Here is a 12,679-nt window from a genome sequence, read left to right on the forward strand (position 1 = left end):
TTTTATGCCTTAAACATCTTAGAAAGAAATACTTTATTAGCACTTCCATCAAAAGTTCTAATGCCTAATTCATCTAATGCTAACTCAACAGCATTTACAACCCACGCTGCTTCAAAATCTTCAACTAATCCCATATGATTAATTCTAAATAAATTGCCTTTAAGATGATCTTGACCACCAGCAATATTTACATCATATTTTTCTTTTAAAATCTTTCTAATATCATTTGATTTTTCACAATAAACTGCAGTCATTGCCTTTGCAGGAACTTTTGGATAAATTTCAAATCCTATAGCTTTTAAAGCTTCTTTAGTTGCATCAGCTCTTTTAGCAGTATCTTCATATAATTTTTCAAATCCTATATTTTCTTTGATATAAGATAAAATCTCTTTTAATCCAATAATTAATGTAGTAGCTGCTGTCCATGCAGTTGTATTTGTTTTTTGTTTTTTAATTTCTGTAGCTAAATTAAAATAGAAACCTTTTGGTTTCTCTTCTATTTTATTAACAGCTTCATTACTGAAACCAATTATAGCTAAACCTGGTGGTAACATTAATGCCTTTTGACTTCCTGTAATTACTGCATCTAGATTAGTAGTATCAATATTTTCTACTCCTACTGCTGTAATTCCATCTGCAACAATCATAATGTTTTTATTAATTTTTTTAACTTCTCTTGCTATGTCTTCTACTGGATGTCTTAATCCTCCAGCACTTTCACATAGTTGAATAAATATAGCATCAATTTCATTATCATTTTTAACAGCTTCAACTATTGCTTCAACACTTACTGGTGTATTCCACTCATTTTTTATTTCAGTATAGTCAATATCAAAGGCTTTACAAATTTTTCCAAATCTCTCACCAAACTTTCCTGAATTAACAGTTAATGCTTTTTTGTGAGTTAAGTTTGTTACACAAGCTTCCATTGCGCCAGAACCACTTGATGCAAGCATTACTACCTCATCCATTTGGAATAATTCAAATAGTAATTCTCTTGTTTCTTTAAAAATCTGTTCAAATTCAGGAGTTCTGTGATGTATAGTTACATCTGCCATTGCTTTTCTAACAAACTCTGGTACAGGAGTTGGACCTGGTGTTAATAACATTTCTTATCCTTAAACATATCTATTTCATGTAAAACTCAATATGTTATCTAATTTTTTATTATGAAGAGGTTAAGTGTTTTATTGTAACAAATTCACATTTTTTTGTAAATTTAATTACAAAGTATTGACATTCACATTTTCTTTATATATAATCACCATATTATATAACTTTTTTATATAAAATATAAATAAATAGAGGAATGGGACATGGCTAAAGAATTAAAAGAAAAAAAAGTTGCTAAAATAGCTAAAAAAGCTGCTAAAAAGGTAGCAAACAAGAAAAAAGATATAAAAAAAGTTGCTAAAAAAGTAACTAAAAAAGTTTCTAAATTAAAATTAACTAAACCTAGCAAAGCTAAAAAAGCTGCTAAAAAAGCTGCTAAAAAAGCTGCATAAAAAACCTAAAAAAGAGGAGATATTTTCTTTCTCCTCTTTATTCATTTTATAATTAAAATCCAAAAAAAATTTATTAAAACTTGACATTAGTATTAATTAGTATTATAATAACAATTATAATACTAACTAGTAATAAAGGATATTAAATGTATTTAATTTTTGTTTCAAGTTTAAATGAAAATGTAAAATTAGCAAATAGAATAAAAGATGAGTTAAAAGATCATGGGGAAAATTGTGAAATAATTAATCTAGTTAATCTAAATTTACCAATGTATGATACAACAAAAGAGCAAAATGATGGAATACCAAAAGTTGCACTTGATTTAGCAGAACAAATGAAAACTGCTAAAGGATATATATTTGTTTCTCCAGAATATAACTTTAATGTACCACCAGTTTTAGTGAACTTTATCGCATGGATTTCAAGAATTGGGGAAAATTTTAGAGAACTATTTTCTTTAAAAACAATTCAATTAGCTACTCACTCTGGAAGTAATGGAAAAGATTTTATGAATTCAACAAGAAATCAATTCACAAAACTTGGAGCAATTGTTGCACCAAGAGAAATTATCACTACTTATTCACTAAAAATTGATGAATATGAATTAAAAACTATTATTAATGAATATATTCATATAGGAAAATAGATGTTAAAGAAAATACCAAAAGAAAATATGGGAACATCAAATTTAGGATGGCTTGAGAGTAGATTTCATTTCTCTTTTGCTCAATATTACAATCCTTCAAATATGAATTTTGGTGTTTTAAGAGTATTAAATGACGATATAATTCATCCTCATAGTGGATTTGATACACATCCACATGATAATATGGAAATAATTTCATATGTAGTAAAAGGAAGCATTACGCACAAAGACTCTATGGGGAATGAAGAGACTTTAAATAGAGGTGAAGTTCAATATTTAAGTGCAGGTGATGGAATATTTCATAGTGAACATAATCTTCAAGATGAAGATTTAAGATTATTGCAAATATGGATTATACCTCCTAAAAGAAATTTAGAAAAACTTTATGGTTCTTATAGATACAAAAAAAAGCATAGAACTAATAAGTTATTAAATATTGTATCTTCAAAAAAACAAAATTCTAAGGTAAATGTATATCAAGATATTAATGTATTTGTTTCAGAACTAAATGAGAATAAAACAATAGAGTATAAAATTGAAAAAAATAGACAAGTTTATTTTGTACAAATTGAAGGAAGTTGCCAAATTAATGAAATAATATTAAATGAAGGTGATGCACTAGAAATAACAAAAAATAATAATTTATCAATTACTGCACTTGAAAATTCTCACTTTTTATTTATTGAGATGAAAGAGGAGTAAATCTCCTCTTTTTATAAAATAAAATTATTTAAATTCTACTTCTTTTTTACCTTCTGCTAATTCACCAATAACATAACCATCAGTATTTTGTAATATAGCATCAACATTAGATGGATTAACAACTAATACCATACCAACACCCATATTAAAAGTTCTATACATTTCATCAAGTTCTACATGTTCACTCATAAAATCAAAAATTGGTAATGTTTTAATTTTATCTCTATAAACAATTGCTTTAAGATTATCAGGTAATACTCTTGGAAGATTCTCAGTTATTCCTCCACCTGTAATATGTGCTAATGCATTAATATTATCTTTATTTGCTTTGAACTCTTTTACATATATTCTAGTTGGTTCTAATAATACATCTTTTAAAGTTTTTCCTTGGAAGTCATCTTCTAAAGACATTCCTAATTTTTCTAAAAGAAGTTTTCTAACTAAAGAGAAACCATTTGAGTGGATACCTGAACTTGGAAGTGCAATTAAAGTATCACCTGCATTTACTTTTTCTATTCTATTTAATTCATCTTTTTCTGCAATACCTACACAAAAACCTGCTAAATCAAAATCACCCTCTTTATACATTCCTGGCATTTCAGCAGTTTCTCCACCCACTAATGCGCATTCACTTTGAATACACCCTTGTGCAATTCCTTTTACAACATCAGATGCTTCTTCAACTTCAAGTTTTGCAGTTGCATAGTAATCTAAGAAAAATAGAGGTTCACCAAAGTTACATAATAAATCATTTGTGCACATAGCAACTAAATCAATACCAACTGTATCAAATTTTTTTGCATCAATTGCTAATTTTAATTTTGTTCCAACACCATCTGTTCCAGAAAGAAGGACTGGTTTTTTATATCCTGATGGTAACTCAAATGCTCCTGCAAATGAACCAATACCACCTAATACACCTGGGATTAGAGTTGATTTTACATGTGGCTTAATATTTTCTACAAACTGATTTCCTGCATCAATATCAACACCGGCGTCTTTATAGCTAACTTTAGACATTATTTACCTTTTTTGTTATGTTTTACGAGTTTAAAGCAATATATACTTGCATCTATAAAAAGTCAAATAAGCATTAACATAATTGATATTAAAACTTTCTGTAATTTTTTAACACATACAAATACATCTATGTAATTTAAAATTTTTGTGGTATTATATCGAAAATTTTATAAAAAAAAAGGACGGGTTTATGTCAGCTTCAATGAATGATAATCATGCTTTTAATGAAATGATGGTACATGTTCCTTTATGTACGCATAAAGAGCCAAAAAATATTTTAATTATTGGATCAAATTCACAAGATCTTAAAGAACAAGCAAAAAAACACTCAGGAAATATTGAATTTGGAGATATTTCACTTTTAACTTCTAAAAATGAAAAAAATATTGATGTGGTTATCTTAACTGATGTTCAATTAGATGAAATGATTTTAGCAAATATTGATAGAATTTTAAAAGATGATGGGTTAATTACATTTTCTACTGCTGCTTTTCAAAAAGATAAAGATAGATTAATTAATGATTTAAAACTTGTTGGTACTAAATTTTGGATAGCAATGCCTTTTAAATTTGGTCACAATACATCTATTATTGCATCTAAAAAATATCATCCAACTGCAGATATAATTTTACAAAGATCTGATATTTTAGATGATTTAGAGTATTACTCTACTGAAATTCATTCAGCTTCTTTTGTATTTCCTGCAAGTATTCATAAAGCACTAACAACAATAGCAAAAAGATAACTCTCAATTAAAACAAAAATAAATCATTATTATAGTAAAATCTTACTATGAATAATGATTTGTTTAAAAATGCAATAGCCTTAACAGGTGGTATATCAACAGGTAAAAGCACTGTTTGTAATCTTTTAAAACTTCACGGTTTTCTAACTATTGATGCAGATAAAATTGCACATAGATTATTAGATGAAAATAGTGCAAAGATAGCTTCTATGTTTGGAAGCCAATATATTGAAAATGGAAAAGTATTAAGAAAAAAGCTTGGTAAAATAATATTTTCAAATGAACAAAATAAATTGAAACTTGAACAATTACTTCATCCTTTAATAAAAGAAGAAATAATTAAAGAATCAAAAGTGTTTGAAGATGCAAACAAGCCTTATTTTATTGATATTCCTCTATTTTTTGAGAAGATGCATTATCCAATTGCTAAATCTTTAGTTGTTTATACCCCTAATCATATCCAAATAGAAAGATTAATGAATAGAGATAATATAACAAAAGAGGAAGCAAAATTAAAGATTTCAAATCAAATGGATATTGAAAAGAAAAAAGAGTTAGCTGATTTAATTATTGATAACTCAAAAGATTTAAAAAATCTACAAAAAGAAGTAGAGAGAATTATTGGAGAGATTTTATGACATATACAAAATATAGTGCGAGTGGAAATGACTTTGTTATATTCCACTCATTTACAAAAAAAGATTATTCAAATGAAGCCATAAAATTATGTAACAGAACAGAAGGAATTGGTGCAGATGGACTAATTGTACTTATTCCAAATAATGATTTTGATTTTGAATGGCTATTTTATAATAGCGATGGAAGCCATGCTGCAATGTGTGGAAATGGTACTAGAGCTTGTGCTCATTATGCTTATTCAAATAAATTGGCTTGTTCAAATATGAAATTCTTAACTGGTGCAGGAACTATAGAATCAAGTGTTCAAGGCGATATAGTAGAAACTCAACTTACAAAACCTGTTTTAATAAAAGATGAATTTGAACAAGAGGGATTTACTTGGTTTTTAGTTGATACAGGAGTTCCACACCTTGTTACTATTGTTGATGACTTAGAAAAATATGATAATAATCTTGCTTCTAAAATGAGATATGAATACAATGCAAATGTAAATTTTGCAAAAGTAGAAAATAGAAAAATTTATGTAAGAACTTATGAAAGAGGTGTAGAAGGTGAAACATTAGCTTGTGGAACTGGAATGGCAGCTTGTTTTTTAAGGGCTAATAATTTAAACCTTGTAGATAATATTGCAAATGTTTATCCAAAAAGTAATGAGGAATTAACACTTACTAAAAAAGAAGAAACACTATACTTCAAAGGTGCTGTAAAAAAAGTTTTTACAACATCAATTAATTAAAAGAGAGGAAATATGAAATTTAGTGCACCATTAAAATCAGATTCAATAAAAGTTATGCTTCTTGGAAGTGGAGAACTAGGTAAAGAAGTAATAATAGAAGCGCAAAGATTAGGAATTGAAACAATTGCGGTTGACAGCTATAATAATGCTCCAGCACAACTTGTAGCAAGTAAATCATATACAATTAATATGAAAAATAAAGATGAGATTCTTGATGTAATTAGAAGAGAAAAACCAGATTTTATTTTACCAGAAGTTGAAGCAATTAATATTGATGCGCTTTTTACTGCTGAAGAAGAAGGATTTCATATAATTCCAAATGCAGATGCTGTTAATAAAACTATGAATAGAAAAAATATAAGAGAATTTGCTGCAGTAGATTTAAATATTCCAACTTCTAAATATGAGTTTGTATCTACATATGAAGCATTAGAAAAATCAGCAAATAATATTGGCTTTCCTTGCGTTATAAAACCAGTTATGAGTTCTTCTGGACATGGGCAAAGTATTGCTAAAAGTGCTGAAGATTTACCTAATTCTTGGGAACTTGCTAAAGAAGCAAGAGGAGATGCGAGTGAATTAATTGTTGAAGAATTTATTAAATTTGATTATGAAATAACTCTATTAACTGCAAGAAATGAAAATCAAACTGTATTTTGTGAACCAATAGGACATATTCAACAAGATGGTGACTATATTTTCTCGTGGCAACCAATGAATATGAGTGAAATTGCAAAAGAAAAATCGAAGCAAATTGCTAAAAAAATCACTGATGGTTTAGGTGGAAGAGGAATTTTTGGTGTTGAGCTATTTGTAAAAGGTGATGAAGTTTACTTTAGTGAGGTAAGTCCAAGACCTCATGATACAGGAATGGTTACAATGATTACTCAAAGTCAGAGTGAATTTGCACTTCATATAAGAGCAGTTCTTGGTCTTCCATTAAATTTTATTGATTATGGAGCGGGAGCAAGTGCAGCATATAAAGCTAAAAATGACACGTTTAATCCTTTAATTAATATAAAAGATGAAGTATTTACAGATACTTCTTATATTAGAGTATTTGGTAAACCACAAAGTCATGAAGGAAGAAGAATGGCAGTAGCCTTGTCATTTGATAAAAATAGTAGTGAAAAAGCATTAGAACAAGCAAAAAAATTAATTCAAAATTTTTCTGACTAAATATAAAAGTGAATAGTCTTACTATTCACTTTTAATTATTATTTTCAATAGGTATTTTAATAGTAAATTGAGCACCTTTATATGATTTACCTTCATATTTAAAATTTCTATTTTTGACATTTATTTGTCCATTCATATGTTTAACAAGAATCTCTTCAGACATATAAAGTCCAATTCCTGTACCTAAACTTTTATGTTTTGTAGTAAAGTATGGTTCAAAGATTTTATTTTTAATTTCTTCTTTTATTCCACCTGCATTATCTATTATTTCAAAGATTACATTTGAATTTTCTTTATGTATATTTATAAAAATATACCTTTTTTCTATTTGTTTATTCTCTTCTAATGCATCTCTTGCATTATTAATCAAATTCATAATAACTTGAATAAGTTCATTATCAAATCCTGTTATTGAAATACTTTCAATATTTTCTACTATATTTATTTCTCTATTTTTAAGTTTTGAACTTAATAAAAATAGTGCTTTTCTATAACAATCACTAATATCAAAAATAACTTTTTGTCTATTTGGTTTAAAAAAATCTCTAAAATCATCTATAGTTTGAGATAAGTGATTTCCTGATTTTACTATTGCATCTAAAATTTCATCTAAAAAATCATCTGTTAAAGTACCTAGTTCTTTATGAAGTTTTACGCTACTAGCACTTGTAGTAATTACTGATAATGGTTGTCGCCATTGGTGTGCAATATTTTCAAGCATCTCACCCATTGCTGCCATTTTTGATTGATGATGAAGCATCTCTTCATTATCTTTTAATTTTTTCTGTGTCAATTTTATATCTGTAATATCTTCAATAATTGCTAATACATATAAAACTTCATTATGTTGATCTTTTATTGTTGATACAGTTACATTTACCCAAAGAGTTTTATTATTTTTAGTTTTATATTTTTTTGTTACTTTATACATGCCAATTTCATTATCAATTAACTTATTAAATCTCTCTTCATCAGCATTCATGCTATTCTCATATGTAATGTCTAAATAACTTTTTCCTAAAATTTCTTCTTGAGTAAAACCAATCATATTTAAAAAAGACAGGTTAGCTTCTAATATTTTTCCTGTTTTATCTGTTATAAATATTCCTAAAGGTGAAAAGTCAAAAATTGCTTTTAAACGCTCTTCTTTTTCTTCTATATACTCTTCTATCTCTTTTGTCTTTGTCTTATCTTCTCCAGAACATATGATTTTAGATACTTCACCATCTTCTTCTATATATCTATTTCTCCAAGAGATAAATTTTTTTTCACCTTTTATTGTAACTATTTCATTTTCTACATATTCAGAAAGAGCTAAATTTTTACTTGATATTTGATTAATAATATTTTTTATATAGCTTTTTAAATCATTAGGGATAAATGTTTCAATCCAATTCATCCTTTTTATTCTATTATAAGAGACTTCTACTAATTCACATACTTTTTCATTTGCAAAAAGAATATTTCCTTCTTTGTCTAAAATAAGGTATAAACCTCTTGTAATATTTAAATAGTTGTAAAGCTCTTCTTCTTCGACTTTAGTCATAACAAACCTTTATTAAAACTAGATAGATTAATTTGAAAATTTACCTTAGTTTGTAAACTTTATTATATGTTATTTAATCTTTATCTTTATATAATACCCGCCTTACTGAGTCTTAAAAGGAAATGTTTTGCAATTTAATTACGATACCACAAATCTATTATCAAAAAAAATAAAAGAAAATACAATAACTGCCACTTTATATTTAGCTGCACAAAAAAATATTATGCACGCACCTATGTATGGAATTGAATATGATCCAAAAAAAATAAATTTAAGTAAAGTTAATCTATGTAAAAAATCTACAAATGGATGTGTTGCAGCTTGCATTTATCATAATGGATTATTTCAAAATGCACACTTTAGTAAAAATAAAATAAAACAAGCAAGAATAAAAAGAACATTTAAGTTTTTATTACAAAAAGATGAATTTTTTGAAAAACTCATAAAAGAGATAAAAGCATTAAAAAGAAAAGCTAAAAAAGATAATCTAAAACTTCTTGTACAACTAAATAAAACTTCTGATATTTTATGGGAAAAAGAAGAGTTTGAATATAAACAAAAAAAATATAGTAATATAATGGAACTTTTCCCTGAAGTTGATTTTTTTGATTATACAAAATATGATATATTAAAAAATAGAAAAAAACTACCATCAAACTACACACTTATTTATTCAAGAGCGGGATTAAATAAAGGTAAACTTATTGACTCGTGGGAAGATTTAAAGAATTATTTAAACAACAAAATAAGCATCGCAGTCGTTTGTTCAAATGAAATAAAAGAACAACTTTTAAAAAATAGTACTTACGAAGATTACAATATTTACGATGCAAGCTTATTTGAAACAGGACAAGTAGATATCAATAAAAATATAAATGGATCAATACTTTTACATGAAGCAAAAAAAGGTACAAATATAAATACAAATAGTGCTTTTGTTCTTCAAACACAAGAAGATATATCAAATTATTTAATTTGATATATCAAAAGTCATTGTAAACTTAGCACCTTTATACTCTTTATTTTTATATTCAAAAGTATTATTTTGAACTTCGATTGTTCCTTGTAAACTATCTTCAATAATCTGCTTTGACATATGAAGACCAATACCTGTGCCATTTTCGGGTTTTGTAGTAAAATATGGTTCAAAAACTTTTTTTATAATATCAGGAGGAATTCCACCTGCACTATCTTTAATAATTAATTTAGCTTTATTACCCTCTTTTAAAACATCAATAAATATAAATCTATCATCTGGAATTTTTTTTAGTTCATCTCTTGCATTATTTAATATATTTATTAACACTTGAATTAATTCATTTTCTTGACCAAAAACTTTTACATCCTCAATATTTTTTACAAAATATATCTCATTCATATTAAACTGTGAACTCAAAATATTTAGTGTTTTTTGAATTGTATCTTTTAATTGAAAGATTGTTTTTATTTTATTTGGTTTAAAAAAGTTTCTAAAATCATCAATTGTTTTAGATAAATAAATTACAGAATCATGAATACTATCCATTCCCCTTATAAAGTTATCATCTTCTAAAATACCCATCTCTTTTTCAAATTTTAATCCAGTAACAGCCGTTGAAATTGCAGATAATGGCTGTCTCCATTGATGTGCAATATTACCAATCATCTCTCCCATACTTGCCATTTTTGATTGTTGTGCAATCATATTATCTTTATCTCTATTCATCTGCATTTCATCTATTATTTTCTTTTGATACTTAAAGAAACTCTTTTCTAAAAAATCAGTAACATATAAAGACAAAATAATCATAATTAAACATAAAAAAGTGACAATTAGTACAAAATTTGTTAATACTTTATTATCACCTTTTTTTAAAACATTAACATTTGTTTCAATTTCATGCTCTAAAGTCTCTTCATAAAATGATGAAAGAATTACCCATTTCCATTGGCTATAAGATCTTAAATATAAAGTAAGTTTTTTATATTTTGTATCATTAAAAATTGTATTATCATTAACGCTTATATATTTACTTTGATCACCTTTAAAAGAGAGTATTCTTTTATATAAACTTGAGTTTTTTTTATCAATTTTATACAAATTTTTTCCAACTAAATCACTATTTTTAGTAGTTATTACATTGCCTTGTCTATCTAAAATTGTAATCTTTCTATTATTTAAATATTTAATATTTGAAATATATTCTAGTATTTTATCTTTTAATTCATTTTCAAAATCTTCTACATACTCTCCTGAACCCACAAAAATATTATAAGGTTTAAATAATTTTTGATAACCAATTTTTCTTTGAACTTTATTACTATTTGGTTTTTCCCAATACCATTCATCATAAGTCTCAGAATTTTTCTTTAATTTTTCAATCATATTTTGAATAACTCTTTTACCTGCTATATCTTTATGATAATATAAAAAACTGCCTTCTAAATCTGAAGATAGACCATGAAAAATATTTGTACCATTCATATCATATACATAAAAATATCCTCTATTTTTTAAAAAGCGTATATTTCTCAATGAAGCTTTATACATTTTAATAATTTGTCTTTTAGTTTTAGTATCTTTATAATTATTATATAAACCTTCTAAAATGCTATATGCTTCATTTACTTGTACTTTTACTACTTCTTTTATTTTTTTTTCACTATTTTTTTTATGAAATGAAATATACTCATAAATTCTATCTACTTCATTTTTTATTTTGATTTGTTGTGTTTTTATGAAAGTATTTCTAATATTTTGTAATTGTCCATTGTAATGTTTTTCATGTTCTGTTAAGAAAAGCGTTGATGTGGTAAGTGCAGTAATAAATATTATTACGATAGGAAAAAATTTTATCAGAGTTAAGATTTTTTTTTCTTTTTTTGATAACATATAAAAACTTTTTTTTATTTTTATAAATTATACTTATTTATTAATTATTTTACATTTAAATTACATAAAAAGTTTTATTTTGAATTAATTTTATAAAAGTGGCAGAAAACCTACCACTTTTAGTGTTTATTATAAATTACCTTCATTTTTAGAAAGATATGAAGCAACACCATCTTTATCTGCTTTCATTCCTTCATCACCTTTGTTCCATCCAGCAGGACAAACTTCACCATGCTCATTTGTAAATATCATAGTATCTACCATTCTTACCATTTCATCTATATTTCTTCCTAATGGTAAGTCATTTATTACTGAATGTCTTACTGTTCCATCTTTGTCTAATAAAAATGATCCTCTTAGTGCTACTGATTCTTCGAATAATACATCAAAATCTTTTGAAATTTGTTTTGTTATATCTGCAACTAATGGGAATCTTATTCTTCCAATTCCACCTTGTTCTACTGGTGTTTCTCTCCATGCAAAGTGTGAAAATTGTGAATCTACTGATACTCCAATTACATTAATTCCTCTTTCTTTAAACTCATCAATTCTTTTAGAGAAAGCAATAATTTCAGATGGGCATACAAATGTAAAGTCCATTGGATAGAAAAATACTACTGCACCTTTTTCTCCTATATTATTATATAAATTAAAATCCTCTACAATTTGACCATCTTCTAATACAGCTGCTGCTGTGAAATCTATAGCTTTGTTTGTTACTAACATTTTTTTTCCTTTAATATTTTTTGTTTTTATGCCGAAATTGTACATATTTTTTTTTAATCTATTTTATTGAATAATTATTATATTAAAAAATTAAGATATTTTTTATTTAATTATAATCTTTTTCTTAAGAAAATTTTTATCCTTTAGAGGATATAATTCCATCATAATTATTAAAATAGATTAAAATAAGGAATTAAAAATGTTAGATTTAGCAATAATAGGAGGAGGGCCAGCGGGATTAACAGCTGGGTTATACTCAACAAGAGGTGGATTAAAAGATGTAGTAATGTTTGAGATGGGAATGCCAGGAGGACAAATTACTGGTAGTTCTGAAATTGAAAATTATCCTGGACAGTTAGAAG

Annotated in this window: 14 protein-coding genes; 9 read left to right on the forward strand and 5 right to left on the reverse strand. The window is 26.1% G+C overall.

Going from position 1 to position 12,679, the window contains the following annotated elements; all coding sequences use genetic code 11:
- Positions 1–2 precede the first annotated feature (2 nt).
- A complete protein-coding gene (locus tag CRU93_RS11765) occupies positions 3–1,109 on the reverse strand; it encodes an alanine--glyoxylate aminotransferase family protein (RefSeq protein WP_129104398.1) in 1,107 nt (368 codons plus the stop codon).
- 207 nt (positions 1,110–1,316) lie between these two features.
- On the opposite strand from CRU93_RS11765, the gene CRU93_RS11770 reads away from it, so the two are divergent.
- From CRU93_RS11770 to CRU93_RS11780, 3 genes are all read left to right on the forward strand, one after another.
- Positions 1,317–1,505, forward strand: coding sequence for a hypothetical protein (locus tag CRU93_RS11770; RefSeq protein WP_129104399.1), 189 nt, complete (start codon positions 1,317–1,319; stop codon positions 1,503–1,505).
- A 146-nt stretch (positions 1,506–1,651) separates the two neighbouring features.
- Positions 1,652–2,152 (forward strand): NAD(P)H-dependent oxidoreductase, encoded by a 501-nt coding sequence (locus tag CRU93_RS11775; protein ID WP_129104400.1) that lies wholly within the window; start codon positions 1,652–1,654, stop codon positions 2,150–2,152.
- The gene (locus CRU93_RS11780) at positions 2,153–2,854 is read left to right on the forward strand and encodes a pirin family protein (RefSeq protein ID WP_129104401.1); all 702 of its coding nucleotides are present in this window, start codon (positions 2,153–2,155) and stop codon (positions 2,852–2,854) included.
- 24 nt (positions 2,855–2,878) lie between these two features.
- Here CRU93_RS11780 and purM read toward each other — a convergent pair whose 3' ends face one another.
- The gene (gene purM, locus CRU93_RS11785) at positions 2,879–3,874 is read right to left on the reverse strand and encodes a phosphoribosylformylglycinamidine cyclo-ligase (RefSeq protein WP_129104402.1); all 996 of its coding nucleotides are present in this window, start codon (positions 3,872–3,874) and stop codon (positions 2,879–2,881) included.
- Between the two features lie 190 nt (positions 3,875–4,064).
- Between purM and CRU93_RS11790 the strand changes: the two genes are divergently transcribed.
- The 4 genes from CRU93_RS11790 to purT are packed head-to-tail and all read left to right on the forward strand — an operon-like array spanning position 4,065 to position 7,173.
- Entirely contained in the window at positions 4,065–4,619 is a 555-nt protein-coding gene (locus tag CRU93_RS11790; RefSeq protein WP_129104403.1) for a spermidine synthase, read from the forward strand.
- Between the two features lie 47 nt (positions 4,620–4,666).
- Positions 4,667–5,257: a dephospho-CoA kinase gene (gene coaE / locus CRU93_RS11795; protein ID WP_129104404.1), complete on the forward strand. Its 591-nt coding sequence runs from the start codon at positions 4,667–4,669 to the stop codon at positions 5,255–5,257.
- Positions 5,254–5,994 carry a diaminopimelate epimerase gene (gene dapF / locus CRU93_RS11800; protein ID WP_129104405.1) on the forward strand — a complete coding sequence of 247 codons (741 nt, stop codon included), beginning with the start codon at positions 5,254–5,256 and terminating at the stop codon, positions 5,992–5,994. The genes coaE and dapF overlap by 4 nt, the downstream gene beginning before the upstream one ends.
- A gap of 12 nt (positions 5,995–6,006) precedes the next feature.
- Positions 6,007–7,173, forward strand: a complete 1,167-nt coding sequence (gene purT, locus CRU93_RS11805; protein WP_129104406.1) for a formate-dependent phosphoribosylglycinamide formyltransferase — start codon at positions 6,007–6,009, stop codon at positions 7,171–7,173.
- Positions 7,174–7,204: 31 nt separating this feature from the next.
- Here purT and CRU93_RS11810 read toward each other — a convergent pair whose 3' ends face one another.
- Positions 7,205–8,719: a PAS domain S-box protein gene (locus CRU93_RS11810; RefSeq protein ID WP_129104407.1), complete on the reverse strand. Its 1,515-nt coding sequence runs from the start codon at positions 8,717–8,719 to the stop codon at positions 7,205–7,207.
- A gap of 127 nt (positions 8,720–8,846) precedes the next feature.
- Here CRU93_RS11810 and CRU93_RS11815 point away from each other — a divergent pair, with 127 nt between their 5' ends.
- Positions 8,847–9,698: a hypothetical protein gene (locus tag CRU93_RS11815; RefSeq protein ID WP_129104408.1), complete on the forward strand. Its 852-nt coding sequence runs from the start codon at positions 8,847–8,849 to the stop codon at positions 9,696–9,698.
- Here the strand turns inward: CRU93_RS11815 and CRU93_RS11820 are convergent.
- Both CRU93_RS11820 and CRU93_RS11825 read right to left on the reverse strand, forming a co-directional pair.
- Complete coding sequence (locus CRU93_RS11820) at positions 9,690–11,591, reverse strand: cache domain-containing protein (RefSeq protein WP_129104409.1); 1,902 nt, start codon at positions 11,589–11,591, stop codon at positions 9,690–9,692. The genes CRU93_RS11815 and CRU93_RS11820 overlap by 9 nt on opposite strands.
- Positions 11,592–11,720: 129 nt before the next feature.
- Positions 11,721–12,317, reverse strand: coding sequence for a peroxiredoxin (locus tag CRU93_RS11825; protein WP_129104410.1), 597 nt, complete (start codon positions 12,315–12,317; stop codon positions 11,721–11,723).
- 199 nt (positions 12,318–12,516) lie between these two features.
- Here CRU93_RS11825 and CRU93_RS11830 point away from each other — a divergent pair.
- A partial coding sequence (locus CRU93_RS11830) for an FAD-dependent oxidoreductase (protein ID WP_164967676.1) occupies positions 12,517–12,679 on the forward strand: 163 nt, incomplete at its 3' end.

It is taken from the genome of Arcobacter sp. CECT 8985, assembly GCF_004116495.1.
GTDB lineage: Bacteria > Campylobacterota > Campylobacteria > Campylobacterales > Arcobacteraceae > Malaciobacter.